This is a genomic window from Afipia sp. P52-10 (assembly GCF_000516555.1).
In the GTDB taxonomy this organism is placed as follows: Bacteria; Pseudomonadota; Alphaproteobacteria; order Rhizobiales; family Xanthobacteraceae; genus P52-10.
In genome coordinates this window covers 1,295,509-1,320,986 of the sequence record NZ_AZSJ01000007.1, presented here as the reverse complement: position 1 = coordinate 1,320,986, position 25,478 = coordinate 1,295,509, and the positions used below count along the sequence as shown (strand labels likewise).

The 25,478-nt window shown below is 62.8% G+C and carries 29 protein-coding genes and 1 pseudogene; 18 read left to right on the top strand and 12 right to left on the bottom strand.

Annotated elements, in window-relative coordinates:
• Nucleotides 1–28: 28 nt before the first annotated feature.
• The 3 genes from X566_RS23610 to X566_RS23600 form a co-directional block, all read right to left on the bottom strand.
• The gene (locus X566_RS23610; protein ID WP_034472166.1) at nt 29–706 is read right to left on the bottom strand and encodes a nitroreductase; all 678 of its coding nucleotides are present in this window, start codon (nt 704–706) and stop codon (nt 29–31) included.
• 143 nt (nt 707–849) lie between these two features.
• A complete protein-coding gene (fliP, locus tag X566_RS23605) occupies nt 850–1,605 on the bottom strand; it encodes a flagellar type III secretion system pore protein FliP (RefSeq protein ID WP_034472163.1) in 756 nt (251 codons plus the stop codon).
• Nucleotides 1,602–2,540, bottom strand: a complete 939-nt coding sequence (locus X566_RS23600; RefSeq protein ID WP_034472161.1) for a flagellar biosynthetic protein FliO — start codon at nt 2,538–2,540, stop codon at nt 1,602–1,604. Before X566_RS23600 ends, fliP begins: the two co-directional genes overlap by 4 nt.
• 326 nt (nt 2,541–2,866) lie before the next feature.
• Between X566_RS23600 and flgB the strand changes: the two genes are divergently transcribed.
• From flgB to X566_RS23555, 10 genes are all read left to right on the top strand, one after another.
• Nucleotides 2,867–3,268 (top strand): flagellar basal body rod protein FlgB, encoded by a 402-nt coding sequence (flgB, locus tag X566_RS23595; protein ID WP_034472158.1) that lies wholly within the window; start codon nt 2,867–2,869, stop codon nt 3,266–3,268.
• Nucleotides 3,269–3,318: 50 nt separating this feature from the next.
• Nucleotides 3,319–3,729, top strand: coding sequence for a flagellar basal body rod protein FlgC (flgC, locus tag X566_RS23590; RefSeq protein ID WP_034472155.1), 411 nt, complete (start codon nt 3,319–3,321; stop codon nt 3,727–3,729).
• On the top strand, nt 3,726–4,034 hold the full coding sequence (locus X566_RS24905; protein ID WP_206538723.1) for a hypothetical protein: 309 nt from the start codon (nt 3,726–3,728) through the stop codon (nt 4,032–4,034). Before flgC ends, X566_RS24905 begins: the two co-directional genes overlap by 4 nt.
• A gap of 35 nt (nt 4,035–4,069) precedes the next feature.
• Nucleotides 4,070–4,384, top strand: coding sequence for a flagellar hook-basal body complex protein FliE (gene fliE / locus X566_RS23585; RefSeq protein WP_034472152.1), 315 nt, complete (start codon nt 4,070–4,072; stop codon nt 4,382–4,384).
• 171 nt (nt 4,385–4,555) lie between these two features.
• Nucleotides 4,556–4,819: a flagellar biosynthesis protein FliQ gene (gene fliQ, locus X566_RS23580; protein ID WP_034472150.1), complete on the top strand. Its 264-nt coding sequence runs from the start codon at nt 4,556–4,558 to the stop codon at nt 4,817–4,819.
• A gap of 19 nt (nt 4,820–4,838) precedes the next feature.
• Nucleotides 4,839–5,609, top strand: coding sequence for a flagellar biosynthetic protein FliR (gene fliR, locus X566_RS23575; protein WP_034472148.1), 771 nt, complete (start codon nt 4,839–4,841; stop codon nt 5,607–5,609).
• A 6-nt stretch (nt 5,610–5,615) separates the two neighbouring features.
• The gene (gene flhB / locus X566_RS23570; RefSeq protein ID WP_034472146.1) at nt 5,616–6,689 is read left to right on the top strand and encodes a flagellar biosynthesis protein FlhB; all 1,074 of its coding nucleotides are present in this window, start codon (nt 5,616–5,618) and stop codon (nt 6,687–6,689) included.
• A gap of 142 nt (nt 6,690–6,831) precedes the next feature.
• Nucleotides 6,832–9,375, top strand: a complete 2,544-nt coding sequence (cckA, locus tag X566_RS23565) for a cell cycle histidine kinase CckA (RefSeq protein WP_034472144.1) — start codon at nt 6,832–6,834, stop codon at nt 9,373–9,375.
• Nucleotides 9,376–9,806: 431 nt separating this feature from the next.
• Nucleotides 9,807–10,826, top strand: a complete 1,020-nt coding sequence (locus X566_RS23560) for a TIM44-like domain-containing protein (RefSeq protein ID WP_244434861.1) — start codon at nt 9,807–9,809, stop codon at nt 10,824–10,826.
• 218 nt (nt 10,827–11,044) lie between these two features.
• Nucleotides 11,045–11,758: a glutathione S-transferase gene (locus X566_RS23555; protein WP_034472925.1), complete on the top strand. Its 714-nt coding sequence runs from the start codon at nt 11,045–11,047 to the stop codon at nt 11,756–11,758.
• Between the two features lie 8 nt (nt 11,759–11,766).
• Here the strand turns inward: X566_RS23555 and X566_RS23550 are convergent, their stop codons facing one another.
• The 3 genes from X566_RS23550 to X566_RS23535 form a co-directional block, all read right to left on the bottom strand.
• Nucleotides 11,767–12,126, bottom strand: coding sequence for a GFA family protein (locus tag X566_RS23550; protein ID WP_034472922.1), 360 nt, complete (start codon nt 12,124–12,126; stop codon nt 11,767–11,769).
• Between the two features lie 548 nt (nt 12,127–12,674).
• Entirely contained in the window at nt 12,675–13,118 is a 444-nt protein-coding gene (locus X566_RS23540; RefSeq protein ID WP_034472138.1) for a PPC domain-containing DNA-binding protein, read from the bottom strand.
• A 71-nt stretch (nt 13,119–13,189) separates the two neighbouring features.
• On the bottom strand, nt 13,190–13,681 hold the full coding sequence (locus X566_RS23535; RefSeq protein ID WP_152540037.1) for a hypothetical protein: 492 nt from the start codon (nt 13,679–13,681) through the stop codon (nt 13,190–13,192).
• Nucleotides 13,682–13,811: 130 nt separating this feature from the next.
• Here X566_RS23535 and X566_RS23530 point away from each other — a divergent pair, with 130 nt between their 5' ends.
• From X566_RS23530 to X566_RS23520, 3 genes are all read left to right on the top strand, one after another.
• On the top strand, nt 13,812–15,458 hold the full coding sequence (locus X566_RS23530; protein WP_034472133.1) for a fumarate hydratase: 1,647 nt from the start codon (nt 13,812–13,814) through the stop codon (nt 15,456–15,458).
• 124 nt (nt 15,459–15,582) lie between these two features.
• On the top strand, nt 15,583–16,293 hold the full coding sequence (locus X566_RS23525) for an Ig-like domain-containing protein (protein WP_051444464.1): 711 nt from the start codon (nt 15,583–15,585) through the stop codon (nt 16,291–16,293).
• 159 nt (nt 16,294–16,452) lie between these two features.
• On the top strand, nt 16,453–17,130 hold the full coding sequence (locus tag X566_RS23520; RefSeq protein WP_034472129.1) for a DUF429 domain-containing protein: 678 nt from the start codon (nt 16,453–16,455) through the stop codon (nt 17,128–17,130).
• A 61-nt stretch (nt 17,131–17,191) separates the two neighbouring features.
• Here X566_RS23520 and X566_RS23515 read toward each other — a convergent pair whose 3' ends face one another.
• The gene (locus X566_RS23515; protein WP_034472127.1) at nt 17,192–17,488 is read right to left on the bottom strand and encodes a hypothetical protein; all 297 of its coding nucleotides are present in this window, start codon (nt 17,486–17,488) and stop codon (nt 17,192–17,194) included.
• A 229-nt stretch (nt 17,489–17,717) separates the two neighbouring features.
• On the opposite strand from X566_RS23515, the gene X566_RS23510 reads away from it, so the two are divergent.
• A complete protein-coding gene (locus X566_RS23510; RefSeq protein WP_034472125.1) occupies nt 17,718–18,311 on the top strand; it encodes a TetR/AcrR family transcriptional regulator in 594 nt (197 codons plus the stop codon).
• 2 nt (nt 18,312–18,313) lie between these two features.
• Here the strand turns inward: X566_RS23510 and X566_RS23505 are convergent, their stop codons facing one another.
• A complete protein-coding gene (locus tag X566_RS23505; protein ID WP_034472122.1) occupies nt 18,314–18,877 on the bottom strand; it encodes a hypothetical protein in 564 nt (187 codons plus the stop codon).
• 201 nt (nt 18,878–19,078) lie between these two features.
• Here X566_RS23505 and X566_RS23500 point away from each other — a divergent pair, with 201 nt between their 5' ends.
• Entirely contained in the window at nt 19,079–19,669 is a 591-nt protein-coding gene (locus tag X566_RS23500) for a TetR/AcrR family transcriptional regulator (RefSeq protein WP_244434860.1), read from the top strand.
• A 20-nt stretch (nt 19,670–19,689) separates the two neighbouring features.
• On the opposite strand, the pseudogene X566_RS25625 reads toward X566_RS23500, so the two are convergent.
• A pseudogene (locus X566_RS25625) lies at nt 19,690–20,219 on the bottom strand (hypothetical protein).
• A 260-nt stretch (nt 20,220–20,479) separates the two neighbouring features.
• On the opposite strand from X566_RS25625, the gene X566_RS23490 reads away from it, so the two are divergent.
• On the top strand, nt 20,480–21,061 hold the full coding sequence (locus X566_RS23490) for an SET domain-containing protein (protein WP_034472116.1): 582 nt from the start codon (nt 20,480–20,482) through the stop codon (nt 21,059–21,061).
• A gap of 113 nt (nt 21,062–21,174) precedes the next feature.
• On the opposite strand, the gene X566_RS23485 is transcribed toward X566_RS23490, so the two are convergent.
• Nucleotides 21,175–21,576 carry a hypothetical protein gene (locus X566_RS23485; protein WP_034472114.1) on the bottom strand — a complete coding sequence of 134 codons (402 nt, stop codon included), beginning with the start codon at nt 21,574–21,576 and terminating at the stop codon, nt 21,175–21,177.
• 119 nt (nt 21,577–21,695) lie between these two features.
• On the opposite strand from X566_RS23485, the gene X566_RS23480 reads away from it, so the two are divergent.
• Both X566_RS23480 and X566_RS23475 read left to right on the top strand, forming a co-directional pair.
• Entirely contained in the window at nt 21,696–22,496 is an 801-nt protein-coding gene (locus X566_RS23480; RefSeq protein ID WP_034472112.1) for a helix-turn-helix domain-containing protein, read from the top strand.
• Nucleotides 22,497–22,559: 63 nt separating this feature from the next.
• Nucleotides 22,560–23,225, top strand: coding sequence for a DsbA family oxidoreductase (locus tag X566_RS23475; RefSeq protein WP_034472110.1), 666 nt, complete (start codon nt 22,560–22,562; stop codon nt 23,223–23,225).
• Nucleotides 23,226–23,339: 114 nt separating this feature from the next.
• Here the strand turns inward: X566_RS23475 and X566_RS23470 are convergent, their stop codons facing one another.
• Nucleotides 23,340–24,284, bottom strand: coding sequence for a JmjC domain-containing protein (locus X566_RS23470; protein WP_034472107.1), 945 nt, complete (start codon nt 24,282–24,284; stop codon nt 23,340–23,342).
• On the bottom strand, nt 24,281–25,471 hold the full coding sequence (locus tag X566_RS23465; RefSeq protein ID WP_034472104.1) for a GNAT family N-acetyltransferase: 1,191 nt from the start codon (nt 25,469–25,471) through the stop codon (nt 24,281–24,283). Before X566_RS23465 ends, X566_RS23470 begins: the two co-directional genes overlap by 4 nt.
• Between the last annotated feature and the right edge of the window lie 7 nt (nt 25,472–25,478).

Below are 25,478 nucleotides of genomic sequence, written 5' to 3'. Positions count from 1 at the left end.
ACGGCAGCGAAAGGAGATGTGCGCGCGGTTAGCTGTCAAACCCCACGAACACGGTGGCTTCTTTGACGGACTTGCGTTCGGACACCACCGCATTCGCCGGAAAATTTTCATCCGGCCATCCGAGCGCAATACTCTTCATGATGACCTGATCATCGGCTATTCCGGCATGTTCGCGGACCACCGGTGATTGCATGATCCCCTGGCTGTTGATCACGGCGCCCAATCTGCGAGACCAGGCGGCATTGACCAGAGCGGTTGTCACCGCGCCGCAATCGAAGGGCGTGTCGTCGCTGCCGTCCAGCACGCGATCATAGGTCACGATGATACAGACGGGCGCGTCAAATTGGCGGAAGCCGCGCAGAACCCAATCCTGTCGCATGTTCTTGTCGTCGCGCGCGATCCCCATCGCGGAGAACAATTGCTTGGCGACGCCAACCTGCCTGTCGCGGTGTTGACCTGTAAAACCCTGTCCGGTGCGGAACTCGCGTGACTGCGGCACGCCTGCGAGCATCCGCTCCGTATTGCCGGCGCGGATTCGATTGAGCGGCTCGCCGGTGACGACGTAGAAATTCCAGGGCTGGGTGTTCATCGACGACGGCGCGCGGATTGCCAAGCCGATAATTTCCTCGATCAGGGCTTTGGGGACCGGATCCGGTTTGTACCCGCGTATGCTCCGGCGACCGAGGATAACGTCATCAAACTGCATGGGGCTGAAATTCCCTGGGATGGTACTTTGGATCATAGCTGAAGACGGCCGGATATTTGCGGTTCATCAGCCTTCGCGCAAGACAGGAAACGCTGGATAGGCAGATCGGATATCTTCGGCGCAGGGATGGCCACGTGCCGTCGCTAACTTCCGCCGTAGCTTTGCACCAGGCTGCCGGCCACCAGCGTCCAGCCATCCACCAGCACGAAGAAGATCAGCTTGAACGGCAGCGAGACGACAACCGGCGGCAGCATCATCATGCCCATCGACATCAACACTGACGCAACCACGAGGTCGATGATCAGGAACGGCAGGAACAGCAGGAAGCCGATCTCGAATGCGCGCTTCAATTCCGAGATCATGAAGGCGGGAATCAGGATGCGCATCGACATCTGATCGGGCGTCGCCGGAGGCGGCTCGCCGGAGAGATCCATAAACAGCTTGAGATCTTTCTCACGCACGTTCTTCTGCATGAAGGTGCGCAAGGGAGCGCCCGCGCGCTCCAGCGCCTGCTCGACGGTGATCTCATTGGCGACGAGCGGCTTGATGCCGGCATCGTAGGATTGCTGCAGCGTCGGCCCCATCACGAAGCCGGTGAGGAACAGCGCAAGCGCAATGATGACGGAGTTCGGTGGCGCGGTCGCGGTGCCGAGCGCGGTCCGCAGCAGCGACAGTACCACGACGATACGCGTGAACGAGGTCATCATCACGACGATCGACGGCGCGATCGACAGTACCGTCAGCAGCGCGATGAGCTGGATGGCGCGCTCGGTGACGCCGCCGCCCTGGCCGAGATTGATGCTGATGTCTTGCGCAAGCGCCGGGCTTGCGAAAAGTCCGGCGGTCAGAACCAGGGCAATAAGAAGGAATACTCTACGCGGAAACCTTGGCGGCCTCACGAGGGGGTCTTTGGCCGGCCGAGCAAGCTCGCCATCTCGTCCTCGAGATTCTTGAACTGCGTCCGCGGTGCGTCGCCGGGCTTGTCGTCGCCGGCCTCGGCCGACGCTGCCCGTGGCGGGCGGCCGGCCGGTGCATCCGGGGCGACCGACGGTGCGGTGCCGACACGATCGACTTGGCTCTGGCCAGCGGCCTGATTGCCGCCGGGGCGGCGCAGGGCAGCTTCCAGCCGTTGGGCCATCTCGGCGAGATTCTTATCGGCGTCGGGCGGAGCTACCGGTGCGGCAGCAGCCGGGCGTTCCACCGGCGGCCGCACGGAGGGCGCGGGCTTCGGTGGCTCGGTCCGTGCCGGGCGCGGCATCACGGGTTCGCTGCGCGGCATGTCGGCGCGGGGCAGGCGCGGCTCGCGGGGCGGCGGCGGTTCGCGCAGGGGTGGTTCGGGGCGCACCATCGGCTCCGGGGTGAAGCCCGCCAGCGGGTCGGAACGGCGCTCGGCTGCGGGCGGGCGGCGGACGTCCTCGGCGAAGGCGGGCCGGGCCGGGCGCGGCGGCGGCTCGGGGAAGGGGGCAGGCTCGTCATGGTCGAGCGGCTCCGGGCGGACCGGCTCGCTCTCGCTCCACTGTTCTGCGGGCGGGATCGGCATCCGCGACGGCATCTGCTGCTGCGGTGGGGTTGCGCGGACGATGTTCGGCTCGATGACGATATCGCTCGGACCGCCAATCATCAAAAGATGCTCGATGTTGTCGCGGCGGACCAGCACGAGGCGCCTGCGACCGTCCACGGCGGCGGCGTCGATCACGGCGAGACGCGGCATCCGGCCGCGATTCGCGCTCGAGCCAAGCCGGTTGCCGGCGAATCGGCGCACCAGCCACGTGGCGAGGCCGATCAGCGCCAGAACGACGATGAAGGCGAAAAAGAACGTCAGTGGCGATTGCATTTCAATGTCCCCACCAAAAAGGTTTCGTCCGTGTCACTGCCGATTACCGAGAACCCGCGAAAGCAACTGACGCGCGACCCTATTGGTTAATTCCATGCGGCAAGACTTGCCCGACAAACCGAAGTCCTGCTGCCCCGTTTCTTAATAAACCAATAATGCCCGAGACTGAAACACTTATCGAAGCGTGCTCATTCAACGACTTGGATGGTTAATGAAGAATTAATGGCGAAATTGGAGCGGGCTCGCGTCTTAACCGGTTGTTAACCATACACACGGCAAATTCTGCCTACCCGGCGCGACCGTCGCCTCGGGAACCGGAGCCGCCCATGGCTATTTCCGATATTCCAGCCCTGTCCGCCCTGCGCACCAGTATGCAGTGGCACCAGCAGCGCCAGCGCATCCTCGCCGAGAACGTCGCCAACGCCGACACGCCGAACTTCACGCCGCGCGATCTGGTGCGGCCGTCGGCGCAGGCGCTCGCGGCCGGAGCTGCCGCACCGGCGGTGCAACTCGCACGCACCAATCCGGGCCACATGACCGTATCGAACGACACGTCGAACTTCGCGTTCGATCGCAAGGCCGCCTTCGAAACCCGTCCCTCCGGCAACGCCGTCAACCTCGACGACGAGATGATGAAGGCGGCATCGAACCAGATGGACTACCAGGCGGTGACCTCGCTCTACACGCGCGGCCTTGGCCTGTTGAAGACCGCCATCGGCAAGCGCTGAGCATGATCGGGACATCGCATGCCAGCGGCAACGCAGCGGGGAGATAGGCCATGGATTTCCTGAAATCGATGAGCATCGCGGCCTCCGGTCTGCGGGCGCAATCCGGGCGGATGCGGGTGATCTCGGAGAATATCGCCAATGCCGATTCCACCGCGCAGACGCCCGGCGGCGATCCTTACCGCCGCAAGGTGCCGACCTTCACCTCGGAACTCGACCGCACCCTCGACGCGCAGGTGATGAAGCTCGGCCGCATCAAGCCCGACACCACCGACTTCAGGCTCAAATACGAGCCGGGTCATCCAGCGGCCGACGCCAACGGCAACGTGAAATATCCGAACGTGAATTCCCTGGTCGAAATGACCGACCTGCGCGAGGCGCAGCGCTCCTATGAGGCGAACCTTAACATCGTCACCGCGACGCGGCGGATGATCCAGCGCACACTCGATATTCTCAAGGCATGATCCCGAAAAGTGGCAACCGGTTTTCGGATCAGATCATGCCTTTTCAAGAAGAAAGAAACGGTTCTGGGCCAACGGAGTTGGCCAGAACCTGCGGCATGATCCCGAAAAGTGGCAACCGGTTTTCGGATCAGATCATGCCTTTTCAAGAAGAAGGAGACGGTTCTGGGCCAACGGAGTTGGCCAGAACCTGCGGCATGATCCCGAAAAGTGGCAACCGGTTTTCGGATCAGATCATGCCTTTTCAAGAAGAAAGAGACGGTTCTGGGCCAACGGAGTTGGCCAGCGACGACCGTGCTCAACCATGAATCTCTGACCAGATCCGATCGGGAGAGTTTGAACCATGGCCTCGCCATCCATTGCCGCTAATGCCTACGCCAACCTGGCGCGCATTGTCGATACCGCAGGCGGCCTCAGCAAGGCCGCCGAGACCGGTAACGGCCCATCCTTCGCCTCGATGCTCAAGGATGCGGTCGGCAGCGTCGTTGACGCAGGCCGTAAGTCCGATGCGCAGTCGGTGGCGATGGCGTCCGGCAAAGCCAACGTCGTCGATGTGGTGACGGCGGTGGCCGAAACCGAGGTTGCCGTCTCGACGTTGGTGTCGGTGCGCGACCGGGTAATCCAGTCCTACGAAGAAATCATGCGGATGCCGATCTGAGCGCGATCCGGAAAACTGGGAACCGGCCTCCGATCAGGTCACGCGCAAGCAGCCTGAGACGTCCTCAGGTCGCAAACTGGTTTCGGCAAGAGAGCGCGGCAGATCAAGAACATAGATGACTTCTCTGAATCAACTCCATCAAGCGGCAACAGGCCACAGGAGACCAGTTCCATGACCGGCGCGGAAGTTCTGGATGTCGCACGCGACGCGATCTGGACCATCGTCATCGTCGCCTCGCCGTTGATGGTGGTCGGCCTCGTCGTCGGCGTGGTGATCTCCTTGGTGCAGGCGCTGACTCAAATCCAGGAAATGACGCTGGTGTTCGTGCCGAAGATCCTCGCGATCTTTATCACCATGATCCTTGCGCTGCCGTTCATGGCGGACGCGCTGCACAGCCACATGCTGCGCATCTCGTCGCGAATCGCTGGAGGCTAGGGCAAGGTGCGCGGCGACCATGCGCATCGACGTTTCCTTCCTTCCAGCACTCGCCGCAGCTTTCCTGCTGGTGTTCGCGCGCATCGGGACAATGGTGATGCTGATGCCAGGACTGGGGGAGGTGAACGTGCCGGCTCGTATTCGGCTCGGCATGGCGCTCGCGCTGACCTTCATCCTGCTGCCCCTGCATCGCAACGCCTATCAGGTGAACCTGGAGAACCTCGCGCCATTGCCGGTTCTGCTGGTGCACGAGATTCTGGTCGGGCTCGTCCTCGGGGCCACCGCGCGGGTAACGATCTCGGCGCTCTCGGTGGCGGGTTCCGTGATCGCCCAGCAACTTGGCCTTGGTTTCGTCACTGCAGTCGATCCCACTCAGGGCCAGCAGGGCATCGTGGTCGGAAACTTCCTGACCATCCTCGGTGTCACGCTCCTGTTCGCCACCGACATGCATCACCTGGTGATCGCTGCGCTGACGGACAGCTACACCATCTTCAAGCCGGGCGAGTTGATCTCCAGCGGCGATGTCGCGGCGCTTGCGACCAAAACCTTCGCCACGGCCTTCAAGATCGGCATCCAGCTCGCCGCGCCGTTCCTGGTGTTCGGCCTGGTGTTCAACCTGGGCCTTGGCGTGCTGGCGCGGCTGATGCCGCAGATGCAGGTTTATTTCGTCGGTGCGCCGCTCTCGATTCTCTTGGGGTTTCTGATTCTTGTCGCGGTGATCGCAACCATGATGGGAACGTTCCTCGACTATTTCGGCGGAGTCATGCACGACCTCACGCCCAGGAGCTAGCGCCTCATGTCTGAGGACAATGACTCCGAGAAAACAGAAGACCCGACCCAAAAACGCCTCGACGATGCGCTCGAGCGCGGTGACGTCGCCAAGAGCCAGGAGGTCAACACCTGGTTCGTCATCGCCGGCGCGACGCTGGTGCTGGTCTCGTTCTCGGGATCGATGAGCTCGCTGCAGGTGCCGCTGCGCAGCCTGCTCGCCAATGCCCACGCCATTCGCGTCGATGGTAATAGCCTGCTGCAACTGTTGCAGAGCCTCGAATACGCGGTGATCGCCGCCTTCGGCGTGCCGCTGCTGCTGCTTTGCATTGCGGCCGTCGCCGGCAATGTGGTGCAGCATCGGCTGGTGTTTTCCGCCGAGCAGCTAAAGCCGAAGCTGAGCAAGATTTCACCCGCCTCCGGCGCGAAAAGGGTTTTTGGCAAGCAGGCTTGGGTCAACCTGCTGAAGGGGCTGTTCAAGGTGCTCGCGCTGGGCGCAGTGATGACCATGGTGTTCTGGCCGGAGCGTTTCCGCCTCGACGCGATGGTGCGGATGGACGTTCCCTCGGTCGTCGCTTTGACCCGCACCATGTCGCTGCAACTGCTCGGCACGGTGGTCGCGTTGCTCGCGCTGGTGGCGATCGCCGACTATCTGTTCCAGTACAGGACCTGGTTCGAGCGGCAGAAGATGTCGCTGCAGGAAATCAAGGAGGAGTTCAAGCAGTCCGAGGGCGATCCGCACATCAAGGGCCGCCTGAAGCAGATGCGCCTCCAGCGCAGCCGCAAGCGGATGATGGCGGCAGTGCCGACGGCGTCGGTGATCATCACCAACCCGACCCATTTCGCCGTCGCGCTGAAGTACGACAAGGGCATGGCCGCTCCGGTCTGCGTCGCCAAGGGTGTGGACGCGATCGCGCTCAAGATCAGGGAACTGGCGAAGGAACACGATGTGCCGGTGGTCGAGAACCCGCCACTGGCGCGCGCGCTGCATGCCACCGTGAAGATCGACGACGAGATTCCGGTCGAACATTACCAGGCCGTGGCGGAGGTGATCGGTTACGTGATGCGGCTGAAGCGTGGCTTTGCCGGTATGGGCCGCTGAACCACAGCGCGACGATTTCTTGCATCGTGTCGCAAATTTTCCGGTTGACTCCCCTTGGCTTGGAACCGCGATTCAGGCACTCAAGCGTTGATTCGTGCGTAGAGGCGGCAATAATGACGTGAAGGGACGTGGCGCAGGCTTCATGACAATGACTCTCGGAAGCGATCAGCCGCAGTCTCTCGCACACACCCCTGACGCGGCGCGACGAAGCGGCAGCATCCCGCTGGTCCTGGCGGTCGCCGTTACGGTGATCGCCGCAGCGATCATCCTCATGTGGCTCGGCCGTGCGCAGGCGCAGCCTTATATCGTCGGCCTCTTATCGCTGCTGGCGATGGTCGGCCTGTTCACGCTTTTTGCCTTCGCCGCTGGGATCGTCCGCTTCGCCGATCGCAGCGCCGATGATCCGGTCACCCGGAGCATTGCCGACAGCGCCGCCGACGGCGTGGTGGTCACTGATGCGCGCGGCCATGTAGTCTACGCGAACCCCGCCTATCTCGCGCTGACCGGCGCCGACCGCAGCGATCAGGCGCGGCCGGTCGAACGGGTTTTCGTCGGCAATCCCGACGTGTCCGAGGCGGTGTTCCGCCTGCTGAAGGCCTCCCGGGAGGGCAAGCGCCAGCAGGAAGAGGTGCGCGTCGTCGCTCCCGACGGCGTCTCGGGCCGCTGGCTGCGCATGCGGGTGCGGCCGCTCGGCGACGGCAAGAACGCGCGGCATGCGGTCTGGTCGATCGCGGATATCACCCGCGACCGCGAGCGCCAGGAGGACGTGTTCCAGGACCTGCAGCAGGTGATCGAATATCTCGATCATGCGCCGACCGGCTTCTTCTCGGTCAACGCAGCAGGGAGCCTGCCTTACGTCAACGCGACGCTGGCAAACTGGCTCGATTACGATCTGGCCGAGATCGGTTCCGGCGGGCTGAAGCTGTCGGACATCATCGCCGGCGACGGCGCAGCGCTGCTCGCCAACGTGACACCCGCGCCAGGCGAAGTGAAGACCGAGGTGTTCGACCTCGACCTGCGCACCCGCGGCGGCAAGACCCTGCCGGTTCGTATCTACCACAAGCTGGCGTTCGGGGCTGACGGCAGTGCCGGCGCATCGCGCTCGATCGTCATCAACCGTGCTCGCGACGAGCGGCTCGACCCGCAGCGCGCCGCCGAAGTGCGTTTCATGCGCTTCTTCGATCACACGCCAATGGCGATCGCCACCGTCGACAAGAGTGGCTCGGTTGTGCGTGCCAACGCCCGTTTCGCCAAGCTCGCGCAAACGTTGTCGAGCGAGCCGACCGGCGGCAAGTCGATCCTGTCGATCCTGAGCGACCGCGATCGGACCGAATTGACGGCCGCGATCGGCAAGGCGGCCGAAGGGCAGGGCGACATCAAGCCGGTCGAGGTGATGCTCGCGGGCACGAAGGAGCGCTGGGCGGAGTTTTTCGTCACCGGCGTCGCCAGCGACGTGCAGGATGCCGAGGTCGCGATCGTCTACATGCTGGAGACGACCGAGAAGCGCGCGCTAGTGAATCAGGTCAACCAGGCTCAGAAGATGGAGATGGTCGGCCAGCTCGCAGGTGGCATGGCACACGATTTCAACAACGTGCTATCGGCCATCATGATGGCGAACGACTTCCTGCTGTCGGCGCACAAGCCGACCGACCCGTCGTTCCAGGATATCATGCAGATCAAGCAGAACGCCACTCGCGCCGCTTCGCTGGTCCGGCAACTGCTGGCGTTCTCGCGGCGGCAGACGTTGCGGCCGCAGGTGCTCGATCTCGGCGATGCGCTGTCTGATCTGACGATGCTGCTGCGACGGCTGATCGGCGAGAAGGTCAAGCTCGAGCTGGTGCACGGGCGCGACCTGTGGCCAGTGAAGGTGGACGTCTCCCAGTTCGAGCAGGTGATCGTCAATCTTGCGGTCAACGCCCGCGATGCAATGCCGGACGGTGGTACGTTGACGGTGCGGACGGCGAACGTGACGGCGCAGGAGACGGAAGGCTTCTCCTACAAGGGGATGCCGGTTGCCGATTACGTGCTGATCGAAGTGGGCGACACCGGCACCGGCATTCCGGCAGATATCGTCGAGAAGATCTTCGAGCCGTTCTTCTCAACCAAGGAAGTCGGTAAGGGAACGGGACTTGGCCTTTCGACCGTCTACGGCATCATCAAGCAGACCGGCGGTTTCATCTACGTCGATTCCAAGGAAGGTCAGGGCACGTCGTTCCGCATCTTCCTGCCGCGCCATATCGCCGAGTTGCAGGTGGCACCGGTCAGTGGCACCCCGCAGGAGAGCGGTAAGGGCCAGCGTGCGGCCGATCTGACCGGACAGGGCACCATCCTGCTGGTCGAGGACGAGGATGGTCTCCGTTCGCTCAACGCCCGCGGCCTGCGTTCACGCGGCTATACCGTGGTCGAGGCAGGCAACGGCCTCGAGGCGATCGACGTGCTGGAGGAGCAGGACGGCAAGATCGATCTGGTCGTATCCGACGTGGTGATGCCGGAGATGGACGGGCCGACGCTGCTAAAGGAACTGCGCAGCCGCAATCCGGAGCTGAAGGTAATCTTCGTATCCGGCTATGCGGAAGACGCGTTCGAGAAGAGCCTGCCCGAAGGCGAGCAGTTCGCCTTCCTGCCGAAGCCGTTCACGTTGGCGCAGCTTGTCGCCCAGGTGAAAGAGACCATCGCCAAGACTTAGGTCATCAAGACTTAGGTCATCAGGACTTAGGTCATAGAGAAAACTGGGCCGCCCGCGCTATCATCGCAATGCTTGACCGCGCGGACTTGGGGTTGCCCCGACTGCTTATGGTCATGATGCCACAAATGGCCGATGTATAGGGAGAGCCCCCTAGGGCTCGATACGCGTTGGTCTGGAGAGATGGCCGCTATCGATCGACAGGGGGATGCCTGGGCCGTGAACGGTTTTACGGTCTGAGTTGAGAATGCCGCAGAGCGAAACGTCTGCCGCCTTGGCGTCGCCCATGGGCGAATTCGCCGGAATCATTGCCGGTTCATCCACGTCGCCGCGACCGAGAGCCGCAGGGATGCGTTCCGTTGTCACCTTCACATTCGCTGATAGATGCCCAATTTAAGGCCGTTTCCCCAATGCCGGGGATTGAAGGGATTCAGATGATGTCTTCGAAGCGCATGCGCGCATTCTTCAAGACCGCGGCCGTCGCGATGGCGTTGGCGTTGCCGGCCTCGATTGCGATCTCGTCGGTCGCCGACGCTCGCGTCGGTCGCGGCGGCAGCGCCGGCTCGCGTGGATCGCATACATTCTCCGCGCCGCCCTCCACCAAAACCTCGCCGATGGCGGCGCAGCCGATGCAGCGCACCCAGGCGCAACCCACTGCGCCCGCGGCGGCTCCAGCGGCCAAGGGCGGCATGTTCAACCGTCCGGGGATGGGAATGCTTGGCGGCTTCGCGGCCGGCTTCCTCGGCGCGGGCCTGCTCGGCATGCTGTTCGGCGGTAGCCTGTTTGGTGGCCTTGGCGGCCTTGCCTCGATGTTCGGCCTGCTGCTGCAGATCGGCCTGATCGCGCTGGTGGTGATGTTCGCGCTGCGCTGGTGGCGTAGCCGAAATGCGCCGTCCTATGCGAGCGGTCCGGCGCATTTCGATGCGGGTTCGGCGCAGCCTCAGGGCGGCCCTGCAGCGGGCGGGGTTGGTACAACGGGCAGCCGACTTGGCGGCGGCCTCGGTGGTGGTCTCGGTGGTTTCGGGGCCCAGGCAGCGCCTGCTTCCGCGCCGATCCGGATCACGCCCGATGACTACGATGCATTCGAGCGGCTGCTTGGCGAGATTCAGACGGCCTGGTCGAACGAGGACAAGGCCGCGCTGGCCCGCCTGACCACGCCGGAGATGGAGTCGTATTTCACGGCCGACCTCGCGGACACTGCCGCCAAGGGCGTGGTCAACAAGGTCACCGACGTCAAGCTGCTGCAGGGCGATCTCGCCGAGGCCTGGCGCGAAGGTGCTGACGACTATGCGACGGTCGCGATGCGTTTCGGCCTGGTCGACAAGACGATCGACCGCGCGACCGGGCGCGTCGTCGAAGGTGGCGAGCAGCCGATCGAAGCGACCGAACTGTGGACGTTCGTGCGTCCGAACAATGGCGACTGGATGCTCTCGGCGATCCAGCAGGCCGCCTAATCGGCAAGACTGTTATCGAAACGAAAAGAAAACGGCGGTCCGCTCGGGTCGCCGTTTTTGTTTGAGCCTTGTTTGAGCGCGGTGCGACACGTCGTTCGTACGAAGGTGAGCCCACGGCCGTAGGCCAACGCAGCCTTGCGTGCCGTGCAGCCGTGCTCGGTTGACTCGCCGTACGCGCGCCGTGTCTCCTTCCCGGAAACAACAGGGAGGCTATGGTGATGGCGTACGAGCTCTACTATTGGCCGATGATCCAGGGGCGCGGCGAGTTCGTGCGCCTGGCGCTGGCCGAAGCGGGTGCGGACTATGTCGATGTGGCGCGCCGTTCCAAGAACGGCATGCAGGCGATGTCCAAGCTGATGGAGACCAAGCGGCTCGCGGTTCCACCCTTTGCGCCGCCGTTCCTTAAATTCGGCAACCAGATTATCGGCCACACCGCCAACATCTTGTTGTTCCTCGGGACGCGTCATGGCCTTGCGCCGAAAGCCGAAGCTGCACGGCTGCAACTGCATGGATTGCAACTCACCATCACCGACTTCGTGTCCGAGATCCACGATACCCATCACCCGCTCGGACCGACGCTCTATTACGAAGAACAGCGTGCGGCGGCGAAGCGCCGGACCGACGAATTCTGGAAGCAGCGGGTGCCGAAGTATCTCGGCTACTTCGAAGACATTCTGAAGCGCAGCGACGGGCCCTACGCCCTGGGACGAAGGCTCAGCTACGTGGATTTGTCCCTGTTCCAGCTCGTGGAAGGCTTGCGCTACGCATTTCCCAAACGGATGAAGCGTTTCGAGAAGGCCATTCCCCGCGTGCTGGATGTCAGGGATCGTGTCGCCGAGCGGCCGCGCATCAAGGCCTATCTCGCGTCCGACAAACGCATCGCTTTCAACGAGTACGGCATCTTCCGGCGATACAAGGCCCTGGATCGCTAAGACCTGGATTAAAGGTTCTTGCCGTCGAACGGCGTCATCTTGATGCTGGCGAGGTCGACGCCGTCGAAGGTTGAAACGTTGACGGCGATCACCTTCGCCCCGTCAGGCTTCTGGCCCCGCGCGAACACCTCGACGCCGCACTCGCTGCACATCTGATGGGCGATCAGGTGGCGGTTGAATTTATACTCCTTCAGCGCGTCCTCGCCGGCGCGCAGGCTGAAGCTCACGGGATCGAGGAAGGCAATGTGCAGGCCCTTCTTGGTGCAGATCGAACAGTTGCATGCGGTCACCATCGCGAGGTCGGTCGTGCACTCGTAGCGCACGAGGCCGCAGTGGCAGCCGCCGGTGAATGTTTTTGTATCGGACATCGGCATCGCTCCAGATGTATCGGATCGCTGTGTCTTCTTGCGGGCGGCATGCGGTTGAAGTCAACCGTCGTCCGCGCGACGTGATGCGGTTGTCCGGCGGGGCTCGATTGTGACGGCGTCGTGGCGGTTTGGTCTTTATCCACCGCCGGAATGGTTCGAGCCACTGACCCATTCGACGCGGCGCAGCAGCGATTTGTCTTGACCGGTGGCGCGCTTCGGCAATGATCGGGTGCAGGGGCGCGCGGTTCGTTTCCAACATTTGCATCCCGTTGCGGCAACGACGGTTGCCTGGATGCAAGAGAGAGGCATGTCATGCCAGCGGCCGGTTTCGACTTTCATCCCCATAACAATCCCTGTGCCCAGTGCGGCAAGCCGATCGCTGCACCGATCTGGTCGGAGCCTGGTGACGCGTGCGTCACGTATGTATGGGCATGCACCGCCTGCAACTACGAGTTTGCCGCGATCGCGGTCCTCCCGCGCAAAGCTGCCGCCGCCGATCGTCCGATTGCTGCGTAGCCGTCTGTTGCGGCTACGCAGAGCATCCGGATTCAGGCGTCGGCGCGGATCAGCGCGAGGCCGCTCTCCGGATCGTAACGCTTGCGCAAGTGCTCCGGGCTTTCGGTGACGATCACCTCGAGCGTCGGGCGTACGTGAGCTTTCCGCAGATGGCCGGCGATCGCACTGCCGTCCCGCTTGCCCACGACGATGTGCAGGTGCAGCGCGGGTTTACCGTCCGGGCCCTCGGCCACGTCCCCAAGCAGAGAGGCGACTTCCACCTGCTCGCGGACCGGGATCGCGACATATTGCTTCTCGGCCCAGTCGAAATACTGCAGGACCGCATCGCTCAGGGCGCCGATCGCGCTGACGTGCGCGGCGCCGAGCCTCTCGCGTGCGATGAAGGCCGACAGGGTCGTCATCACCTCGTCGCCGGTATCCAGCACCACAGCGAAGGTGCGCTGGCCGTCGTTGTCGTGCAGAAGCTTGCACTGCATGGCTGCCGTCTCCTGTGAATGGAAAGAACGACGGATATCCGACGGGGTTCCAGGCCGCAGACGGGAGAAAATCAGGGCTGTTCGTAGGTACCGTTCCGCCAGCGCAGCCGCCGTCCATCGAGAGCGATATCGCGCCAGCCGCCGCTTTTGGTCTGCAGCGCCCGCAGTTCGCCGCCGGCAAAGGCCGCGATTTCGCGGGCGGTATCGTCGGCAATATCCAGCACGAAAGCGCATCCGTCTTCACCGCAGGACGGCTCGCGGACGGCCACGAACGCTTCCGGCAAGCCGTCGCCGTTGAGGTCGGCGTATTCGACCCGCGCTTTGGCGGGGTCGAATACCGGAAAGGTCCGCTTCACATAAGCCTCCACCTTGGCACGCATCTCTGCGAGCGGCGGGATTTCCTGCGCGTCCGCCCGCACAATGAGGGCACAGGCGATCAGCGCGAGCGAAAGGGCAGTGGAGAGGCGGGACATGCGGAGCGTAAAAATGACGAAGAAGCGGTAACTTAGCGAAAATGCAGAGCTGTCGCCATGCGCCGGGGTGGCAGCTCGTCGCCCAAGCATGCGGAGCGCTCAGGGGGCGGAGCACGGCTGGCTGTTCTTTTCGGTCCAAAAATGCTTAGAACCATTCCATTGAGCCGAGGACCTTGTTCCGCACGGCCGTTCGACGTCAGCCTGTTTTGCGAGCCCTGTCATGAATGCACCCTTCACTGCGCCCGCCATCCCGCCTTACAAGCACACCCCATTGTTTCCGCTTGGCAAGGACGAGACCCCTTACAAGAAAATCTCATCGGAGGGTGTGCGGGTCGAGACGGTGATGGGCAAGGAGATGCTGGTCATCTCGCGCGATGCATTGCGCCTGCTCAGCGAGGCGGCCTTCATCGATATCAACCACTATCTGCGGCCGGGGCACCTGAAGCAGCTGCGCTCGATTCTCGAGGACAAGGAAGCGAGCGATAACGACAAGTTCGTTGCGTTCGACTTTCTGAAGAATGCGAACATCGCCGCCGGCGGCGTGCTGCCGATGTGCCAGGACACCGGCACCGCAATCATCATGGGCAAGAAGGGCTCGCGCGTCATCACCGAGGGCGACGACGAGGCGGCGCTCGCCGAGGGCGCCCGCGATGCGTATCTGAAGCGCAACTTGCGCTACTCGCAGGTCGCGCCATTGTCGATGTTTGAGGAGAAGAACACCCAGAACAACATGCCCGCGCAGTGCGAGATCTACGCGGAAGGCGACGACGCCTACAAGTTCATGTTCATGGCCAAGGGTGGCGGTTCGGCCAACAAAAGCTTCCTGTTCCAGGCGACGCCGTCGATCCTTACCCGCGACCGCATGTTGGCCTTCCTGAAGGAAAAGGTGCTGACGCTCGGTACCGCCGCATGTCCGCCGTATCACCTCGCCATCGTCATCGGCGGCACCAGCGCTGAACTGACCATGAAGACCGTGAAGCTCGCCTCGGCGCGCTATCTCGATGCGCTGCCGACGCAAGGGTCTGCCGATGGTCACGCCTTCCGCGACCTGGAGATGGAGCAGGAAATCCTGAAGATGACGCAATCGCTCGGCGTCGGCGCCCAGTTCGGCGGAAAGTACTTCTGCCATGACGTGCGTGTGATCCGCCTGCCGCGTCACGGTGCGTCGCTGCCGATCGGGCTTGGCGTGTCGTGCTCGGCCGATCGCCAGGTGCTCGGCAAGATCACCAAGGACGGCATCTATCTCGAAGAGCTGGAGCACAATCCGTCGCAATATCTGCCGGAGGTGAGGGAAACATCGCTCGGTGGCGAGGTCGTAAAGATCGATCTCAACCAGCCGATGAAGCAAATCCTCGCAACGTTGACGCAATACCCGATCAAGACCCGCGTCTCGCTTACCGGCACCATGATCGTCGCCCGCGATGCGGCGCATGCCAAATTGCGTGAGCGGCTGGACCGCGGCGAGGGCTTGCCGGACTACTTCAAGAACCATCCAGTCTATTACGCCGGCCCTGCCAAGACTCCGGAAGGTTACGCCTCCGGGGCGTTCGGCCCGACCACAGCAGGTCGAATGGATTCGTTCGTCGACCAATTCCAGGCTGCAGGCGGCTCGATGGTGATGGTGGCGAAGGGCAATCGCGCACCGGCGGTGCGGGAAGCTTGCAAGAAGTATGGCGGTTTCTATCTCGGTTCGATCGGTGGCGCGGCGGCGAACCTTGCCGAGCACTGCATCAAGAAGGTCGAAGTCGTGGAGTATCCCGAACTCGGCATGGAGGCGATCTGGCGGATCGAGGTCGAAGATTTCCCGGCGTTCATCGTCGTCGATGACAAGGGCAATGACTTCTTCAAGGAGTTGAATCTCGGCTGATCGCGGCGGGGTCGGCACCGCACGGCGTGCCTGCTGTGGCGATGCCGGTACGACGGGGCGAACGATGCGAGCGAACCGCACGTGGCGATGGTTGGTCCGGCGGACGCACGGCGTCCGCAAATGTATGATGGCGGTGCTGCTTGGCGGTGCCATCGCCGCTCTGTGTATCGCTGCTGCGGTGCGTCCGGCGCGCACGCAGGCCGAGATCGTCAGCATCGAGACGAGCACCACGTTGCATGCGTCGCGCGAGCGCAGCCCGCTCGGCGAGCCGGTGACATTCACGGCCAAGATCGATGCAGCACACGGTGCCGTGCCTGGCGGTGAGATCGATTTCTTCGATGAGACAACCGCGCGCTGGCTCGGCCGCGCCAGCGCCACGTCTCCGTCGATCACGGTATCGAACCTGCCGGCAGGCGTTCGCCGTATCCGCGCCGAGTATCGCGGCACCCAGGCTTTCATGCCAACCATCGTGCAGCCGAGCGTCTCCCGCACCATCATTCATCGGGTGCTGGTCAGGCCGGAACTGACGCTGGCGGCGGTTCACAGCGCCGGAGGCACCGTGTTGCTGACGGTCGATGTCGGCGCCAACGGCCTGAAAGCAAGCGGTCACGTTGCGTTTCGTGAAGGAGCAACGATCCTGGCGCGGGACGTGCCGCTGGACGGCTCGGGGCGGGCGAGCTTCATCACGTCGGCGTCGAGTGTCGAAGCGCGCCGCTTCGTCGCCGAGTATTCGGGCGATGCGACGTTTGCCCCGGCGACCGCCATCACCGATAGGGTTGTCAGTCTCGGTGCGGTCGCAGCGCCCTTTGTGATCGGCGACAAGGACGGTCGTTGAGAGCCTGATGTTGAGAGCCTGTTGCGTTCGCTTGGATCGCGAGCTCACGGGCGGTGCGATCCAATCTGGACCAATCGTCGTTGCGATTCGCTCTTTGGGTGTGATCTTTCTCGAAAATCGCTACACACGTTTGCTGGATCATGCCCTAATCTCTCGACGATGATCGCCGTGGGGCTCGATGGATATCGGCAGGGCTGGGTGGCTGTCCGCATCGAGGGTGCGGCCCACGAGTTGCTGTTCCTGAAGGCTGCTGCCGACTTGTTGACCATGGCTTTCGATCGTGCGGCGATCGATATGCCGATCGGCTTGCCAGATCGTGGGCTGCGGGCATGCGATCTCGCTGCGCGGGCGATGTTGCGACCCCATGCGTCGCGGGTGTTCACGGGCGTCCAGCGCAATCTCTGGAATTACCCGTCTCATGCGGATGCCGTCCGCGCCCTAAGACTGCGGAATGAAATGGGCATTTCCATTCAGCTCTGGAACCTGCTGCCGAAAATCCGCGAAGTCGATGCCATCATGACACCGCGCCGGCAGGCGAGCATTCGCGAGGCGCATCCGGAATTGGTTTTCGCGCGCCTGAACGGCGGTGTGCCCTTGCCGTCGAAGAGGAGTGCCGAGGGCGTTGCGATTCGTTGCGCGCTGTTGCGCCACCAGGGCTTTTCGGCGATCGCCGACTGGCTCACTGTGGCGCGCATCGGCAAGGGCGCGCGGCCGGACGATGTCCTCGATGCCTGCGCTGTGGCATTGGCCGCACGCGATTTCGATCAGGGATTTTGCCTGCCGGCGGCTGAGATGGCCACCGACGCCAAAGGGTTGGCGATGCAGATCTGGTACTGATCTCGAGCAGGCCGGAGGGATCGGTGCCGGCGTGCTCGTTGAGTTGGCTTAAGCGTGCGGCTCAGGCTCGCGAGCCGGAGAAGGGGAAGCTTCCCATGAAGCCGACCCCCATCTTGCCTTCGATTGCATCGCCGTTGACGACGCCCGAGAAATCGAGCGTCAGCGGCATCGGGTTGGTGATGGACACCTTCCATGAGACCTTGTTGCCGTCGACCTTGCCGTCGGTGATCTCCGCGGATCCGGCCTCCGCGGCCTGCGTTCCGGTGAGGGTGCTGCCCGAGCTCTTCAGCGTGAGCGTCGCCTGCCGCTCGCCCATCGGCGTGTTCATGGTGATGTTCCAGTTTCCGTCGACAGACATCTGATCCTCACAGGTTCGATTGGAAAACCGCTGCCCTCGTGGCCGAGAACACGCCTTGCGTCAACAGCGTCCGGTGGCGACCCCGATCGCGTGATCGCAGCGACCCTGCGGCACCAGACGCTCTTGAAAAGGTCCTATTTTGCTCAGTATATGAGCTATACTCAGTTTTCAAACTCGCATTCCCGGCGCATGGCGACGTTTCCGGGACGTGTTTCAAGGTTCTGAAATCATGAGAAAATCGCCGACCCAGGCCCGCGCCACGCAGACCGTCGATGCGATCATCGAGGCCGCCACTCAGATTCTCCAGAACGAGGGCGAAGAGCGGCTGAACACCAACAGGATCGCGGAGCGCGCGGGCGTCAGCATCGGCAGCCTGTATCAATATTTTGCGGACAAGGAAGCGATCATCGAGGCGCTTGCCACGCGCGAGCGCAACAAGATCGTTGCCTCGATTATCAAATCGCTCAGCGTGACCAATCCGCCTGATCCTGAAAGTGCGGTACGCGAGGTGGTGCGGACGCTGATCGGCGCGTTTGCGCGGCGTCTGCGCGCGCGGCGGATCATCGTCGGCATGATGTTGCGGCGGTGGCAGCTTGCGCCGCGGGAGAAGGGTGCGGACGAGGTGGCGCAGCTTCTCGTGGCCGCCGCGGGTAAGTTTCCTGACAACCGTGAGATGACGCCGGTTGCGGCCTTCGTGCTCACGCGAGCCATGCTCGGCGTGATCCGCTCGGCCGTGATGGAGAGTTCGCCTTATCTGGAAACACGAGAATTCGAGGATGAGCTTGTGCACCTTGCGCTCGGGTTCCGGCGCAAGGAACCATAGGTTCATGCGCCGGTATGCTCCGGCCCAGCCTTGGCGATCCAGTATTCGGTATAGAGCTTGGTGAAGGTGACGGCAGCATTACGGAGGGCAAACGTAGCGGCAAGCCCAATCCATAACGGCGCGGCCGGTATCGTCAGCATCAAAAGGTTGGACATCAGCATCAGCACGATGGCGCCGATCCACGTCCAGGTCAGGATATAATTGACGCGAATGAAACCGGGGTCGCGGGTGACAGCCGGTTCGACCTGTTCGCGGGCATACTGAATGGTGAAGGGTTCCTTGATCGCAACCGAGAACAAGGCGATGGCGAGCACGCTGATGTTGATCGCAACGCGCACCGAGATATGGCTCCATTCGCCGTCGATGGCCATCAGATAGCAGCCGAGCGCCGAGAACGTCATTGCGGTGCCGGCCGCCAGCAATTTGATGGTCCGACCGAGCCAGAAGTCGTAGGCGACGAGGGCGATAGCCGCCGCAGCGCCGGCGAATAGACTGGTTGCAGCGCCTGCGACCATCAACAATCCAGCGCAGATGATGAACGGAGAGAAGATGATGAAGAAGGCCATCGTTGGCTCCGTATCTTTACATCGTAAAGATATAAGTAACCTGGGGTCGATGCGCGCGTCAAGCAAAAATCTTGACGCTGTAAAAATTCGTGGTCATATCGGCGTGTGGCAAAGAAACCGGCACAGCGGTCCGAGCGGGTAAAGACGGCCCGGAAATCGGCGAGAACGGGAAGCGGAACCTCGTCGTATCATCATGGCGACTTGCGGGAAGCGCTTCTGAAAGCTGCCGAATCCATTCTCGAGCGGGATGGGCCAACCGGTTTGACGCTGCGCGCGGCGGCGCGTGAGGCTGGCGTCTCTCATGCGGCGCCGACCCATCATTTCGGCGACATGAGCGGGCTGCTCAGCGAACTGGCGGCGGTTGGCTTTCGCCGCTTCGGCGCTTCGCTTGCGGAGGCCGCCGCAGCAGCACCGAGCCCGGCCGGCCGGCTGGAGGCTATGGGGATCGCCTATGTCAGGTTTGCCCGCCGGCATCCGGGTCTGTTTCTGTTGATGTTCCGGAGCGAGCGGCTGGATACGGCCCGCCCGGCGTTACGCGATGCCTTGATGGAAGCGTTTCAAGTGCTCTCTGGCGGTGTTGCCCAACGCTTGGCGGAAGATCCCAGTCGCGCCACCGCGCCACTCGCCTCGATCGCCAATATCGTTCGCTCCTGGTCGATGGTGCATGGTTTCGCGATGCTGCTGCTGGATCATCGCCTCGATGATATCCTCAAGGCACTCCCCGGGGTGGATGCAAACGAACTGCTACACGCCATGCTCGACGCGAAGCTGCCTTCGCCAAACAAAACCTAAGCGCACTCGCTTGAAAATGGTTAGCGTGGCAGAGCAAGATCGATCGCACGGCCGCGCGTGCCCTCGATCCTGACCGCATCCTTGCTGCAATCGAATCCGCGTGCGGTATCGGCGGCGTGCCGCGCGAGAAGATTGGCATCGGCATTGGCGCTCGCGTCGATATAGGCGACGTGGCAGACCGGCCCGGGTGGCAGCCGGGTGACGACCAGCAGCGCCCGGGTGCGCGGCGGCCGTCCCGATCAAGATCGTTGTTATCCGCAAGGTGCCAGCGTTGAATGATCGCGACCGGCGCTCCGCCCTTTGGATGGCGCCATTCGATCGTCGGCGTCGTGGAACTGAACGGCGCGAACCAGTGCTTTGCGGCGGGCTCACTGGCGGCGGCGGTTTGTGTGCGGCCGACGGACACTGTCTCGCGCAGGTCATCTTCGCTGTTGAGGAGCAGCAGGTTGCCGATTCCGGGACAGACGCGGACGAAACCTCCGTTAGGATCGCTCACTGCGTTGATGCTCGTGCAGGCCTTCGGTGCGCTCGAGGTATAGCTGCTGATCATGTCAGTGCGTTGGACGAGAGGCGTGCCCGCCGGTTCTGCGGAAGCGCCGGCTATTGTGACAAGATAGGCACCGATCAATAAGGCGAGGGTCGAGGGGTGGCGCACGCGTGCTCTCCGGCTGCCTTTTCGGGTGTTTGACGCGTGCAAAATGGGGATGGTTCACCGTTCTCCATGAGAAAGGGCTGTCAATCCGGCGGAATCGCATTAGAACAGCGTTGAATTCCTGCCTTTTGCGCATCCAGCGCCACATCAAGTGTCTCATGCCAGCAATTTCGTCTCGTAAACCGTATCGCGTTGGTCGTTCCCGCACTGGTCTTGGTCTCTTCGCCACGAAGGAGATCAAAAAGGGGACCCGTATTATCGAGTATTTCGGGCGCATGCTCGATTGCCGGATCAAGGAACAGGATGCGATCGAGAACAAATATCTGTTCGAGCTGAATGGACGTTGGACCATCGACGGCTCGGTTCGCCGCAATATCGCTCGCTATGCCAATCATTCATGCCGGCCGAATGCGGAATCCGACGTCCAGCCGCGCAACCGCAAAGTCTACATTCAGGCGATCAAGACCATCCAGCCGGGCGAGGAGATCACCTACGACTACGGCAAGGACTATTTCGACAGCTACCTGAAGCCGATCGGCTGCAAGTGCACCCATTGTGAGAAGAAGCGCAAGCTCGCGCGGGCGGAAGCGCGCGAGGCCTTGAAGAAGCAGAAGGTGCGTGCCGCGAAGCGGGCGTTGAAGCTGAACGGGCATAAGACGAATGGCAAAGCGCTGAACGGGCATGCCGTCAGCCGCGGCAAGGCGGCTGCGGGACGCAAGCGGTTGCCCAAGAAGAACTAGCGCTTCTCGATCTGGAAAAGTTTCTCTATCTGGAAACGTGACGATGCCCGGTGGAGACCGGGCATCGTTTCGGCGTTGTGTCAATCGATCCGTTGCGATCGATGACGTGCCGATCAACGGATCGCCAAGCGGGTCTCGCTGCGCTTCAGGCCGATGTACTGCAACTCGGCGATTACGGCGACCGTGACGGCCTGCGCGATAATGAACGCCGTCCCCAGCAGATTGGGCGACACCCAGCCGGTGAACAGCAGTGCGATGCTGTCGATGCTCCAGAGCGCGTTGCAGAGGATCACAGCCCAGACCGCGAACTTGAACATCATCTCGCGGGTGCCGAGGAAGCCAACCAGCGCTGCGTAGACAATCAGGAAAATACCAACCTGACGCAGAAAACTTTCGGGCAGATTGAGCAAGGGGCCGAGCATGCCGGCACTCGCAATGAGCAGCAGCGCCATTGCGCCGGTGATGACGGCGTCGCCCACGATGGCGCGGCGGAGGAAAAGGGTCGGGTTGATCATAGATTGTCTCCTTGGTTCGAACGATGGACGTCGCAGCGGGAGACTGGGGCAGGCGACTGCCGAAAGCGATTACCTCGCAGGTAATGGAAGCTGTGCAGCCTCCATGGTAGGAATCGTCCATGATGACGATCCAGACCGGACATGTCGGCGAGCACCTGCGCCAGTGGCGCCAGCGCCGCCACCTCAGCCAGCTCGATCTCGCCACCGAAGCCGAGATATCCGCACGTCACTTGAGCTTCATGGAAACCGGGCGGGCTCAACCCTCTCGCGAGATGCTGCTGCGGCTTGCAGAGCAACTCGATATTCCCTTGCGCGAGCGCAACGTGATGCTGGTTGCCGGAGGTTTCGCACCGGCCTTTCCACAGCGGACGCTGGATGATCCGGCGATGAAGGTCGCACGCGACGCCATTGAGCAGGTTCTGAAGGCGCACGAACCTCATCCGGCGCTGGCGGTGGACAGACATTGGAATCTGGTCTCGGCCAACCGCATGGTGGCGCCGCTGCTCGGTGGCTCTGCGCCCAAGCTGTTGCAGGGTACGGTCAACGTGCTGCGACTCGGTTTGCATCCGGATGGGATCGCCGCACGCACCGAGAATTTGCACGAGTGGCGGGCGCATCTGCTGGAGCGGCTGCATCGGCAGTGCGAGGCGACAGCCGATGCCGAGCTGCTTGCGCTGTACGAGGAGCTCAAATCCTATCCCGTTCCGCCGCGTTCGGGCCCGACGGCGAAGGTTGGGGATGCGATCGTCGTCCCCTTCCGGCTGCGTGTCGGCAACGACGTGCTGAGCTTCATGTCGACGACGATGGTGTTTGGAACGCCGCTCGACATCACCTTGTCGGAACTGGCGCTCGAGGCGTTCTATCCGGCGGACGAGACGACGGCGGCGAAGCTGCGTGAGATCGCCCGCTCCCACACGTAACCACTTGTGCCGCTCGCACCACAGGCTTACCTGTGGAGACAGTCACCAAGACGGGAGCGGACGATGAGCGAAAAACTGCGGCTGCATGTCGATGTCGTCTCGGACGTCGTTTGCCCATGGTGTTATATTGGCAAGCACAGGCTTGAAGATGCGCTTGCTCAGCTGGATGACGTGGATGTCAGCGTCCGGTGGCGGCCGTTTTTCCTCAATCCATGGATTCCGCGCGACGGCATCGATCGCGACAAGTACCTTGAGACGAAGTTCGGCTCGGTGTCGGCCTATAAGGGGATCGCTTCTCAGGTCAGGGATGCTGCCGCTTCCGAAGGGTTGCAATACAATTCCGACCGCATCGGCCGGCAGCCGAACACCATCGACTGTCATCGTCTGATCTACTGGGCGGAGCGGCTTGGCACCTCTGCGGCCATGAAACAGCGGCTGATGGACCTGTATTTCAAGGAAGGTGCGGATTTGACCGACACCGAGACGCTGGTGCAGGCTGCGGTCGATTGCGGTTTTGATCCGGATTCGGTGCGGGACCGGCTTGCGAGCGACGAAGACGTCGAAATGATCTCCGAAGCGGCGCAGGCCGCAGCCAACGCCGGGGTCAACGGCGTGCCGACGTTCATTCTCGGCGGCAAGTATGCGCTCTCGGGCGCGCAGCCTGCCGAACAACTGGCAAGTGCAATCCGACAGGTCGCCGCGTTGGGCAAGCAGGCGGCGCAAGGCTGACAGGTGACTTCGGAAGACGTGTCGCGCCTTCCGAAAACGTCATTCCTCAACAAAGGCCAGGCGCGATGACGCGCGTCCAAGCCTCACGGCGCTTTGGAGGTGCGTCCGCTCGCCTCAGGCATCCTTGAGGTAGTAGTTCGCCTTCTTGCCGAGCGCGAGGCGACGCAGCACGCGACGCAGCTTTTCGGACGCGCGCAACGGCCGGATCAGCACCAGTGCTGTGCGGTAGAGGGCGAGTTTCGCCGTATCCCAGGCAGGGTTCTTGCCAGGAGCTGCCTGCGGGAAACCGATGCCGCGCAGCATCGAATTGCAGAACTGCAGATCGATGTCGCGATGAACTGCCTTCGAGCGCCAGGTGATCGCCATCGAAATCGAGTACTCGCCGGCGGTGCGTACCCAGTGCGGCCACTTGTAGGGTACGTAGCAGCCGTCACCGCCAAACATATGAAACTCGGTACCGCGCGGGCGGAACGATTGATCGTACTTCAAGTTGCGATGCTTGGTCAAAGAATGTTCGATCGCATCGTCGTCGGCGATCGCGCGATCCTCGTTGTCGTAGATATGGAAGAACTTCTCGCCATGGATTTGGACGAAGAAGTTGTCTTCCGAATCGAGATGGAACGGCGTCGTCGAATTCGGCGACGATACGAACAGGAAGCCTTCGATCTGCCGGAAGTCTGCCTCCGCCAGCGTCTTGAACCCGCGCGCGCGGGCGACCGAAAGCAAGCAATCCTCCAGCAGGCGTCGGTAGTCCGGCACGCTTTCGATCCGCTTCAGCACCATCCAGGCACCAGCGGTCCGGATCTGCTGAACGATCTCCACCGGATCGAGATCGACGGAGCGAACCTTGTCCGGGTCCTGGCTGATCGCGGCGTCGCCCGCATTGTATTCGATCCGGTCGCGGGGCAGCGTGGCGGCGAGCTGGGCAATCCGCTGCAGCGTCAACAGCGGATGGTTGGTCAGCATGTGGCGAATGGCGAACGGCTTCGAGGGAAAGTCGCGCTTCAGTGCGTCATTGTCGGCCATGATGACTGGCGCGACCGAGGTGCCGGCGTTCATGGACGTTTCTCCTTCAGGGCTCGCAGGTATCGGACAAGCCGACGGGCGGGATCGCGGATGCGCTTGCGCGCGGTCAGCGCGGCGACGGTGAGCGCGACAACGGGATCGTTGCGATAGAGCGGGATCAGCACGTCGCCGATGGCGAGACGGCCGCGCCAGATCGGACCGATCATCGGGTGCCCGGGAAGGGCGGTGGAATCGGCCAGCGCGATCTCCGGGTCCGCGCAGAGATGCCGGGTCAGTTCGAGGGCGAGCTGGACCCCGGGGGAGTATTTGGCGAAGGCTTCATCGACGCCGAGCTTGAACCAGAATGCGCGGTCCCGGTGACGCAGAACCACGCCCGCCGCGATAGGCGTCTCGCCCACATGCAGCGCGATCAGTTCGCACCGGCGTTGCGCCGCGAGCGCCACGGTGGCGCGGCGGATAAAGGCGGCATCGCCAGTGTCCATCGCCAAGGCGGTGCCGCGGGCGGCTTTCCAGCCGCTCGCTTCCAGCGTGAGGAAGATCTCGACCATGCGTTTCACGTCGGCCGGCGTTTGCGCGAGCGAGAAACCGACCGGGCCCTGCTCGGCGAGACGGTTTCGCTGGCGGCGGATGTCCTTCAGTTTCTTGCTGCCCAACGCGTCGCGCAGCAGTTCGTCGGCGTCGCGCGTTGCGTCGAGGCAGGCGCGCTGTTCGAAGCGGAGGACCGTCGGTGCCAACCCCTCAGTGGCGAGCGCGGCGGTAAGGGCGCCGACTGCAGCGCCATCGGGCACCACGTGACGCAAGAAGATTGCGCGGCCGCCCGCGCTGCGGGCACGCTGCAGCAAAAGCTTTGCGGCCTCGACCGGCGCCTGGGCATCGATCAGCGGCGTGCCGAGATCGCCGTAAGGGTCGGCCGACACCAGGGTCGGCAACGGCAGCTTCCAGGCTCGCCATGCGGAGACCACGGGGAGCATGGCGACGAGCCGCTGTTGTGGGCCGCGCGCGACCAAGGCTGAAGCATTGGAGCGGCCGCGAGCGGAGGCATCGACTGCCAGCTCCCAATCCGGCAGGTAATAGCCGTTCGGTTCGAGCACGCGGTCGGCGAGGGCCTGCCATTCGCCCTGAGGAACGTTCCGCAGCGAGGGTAGTGCGCGTTCGGACGGGAAAGGCACGGCCTTGCCCTCCGTTTCTCGCGCATGCGCGGCATTGCTAAGCTCGACCACGGTCCCC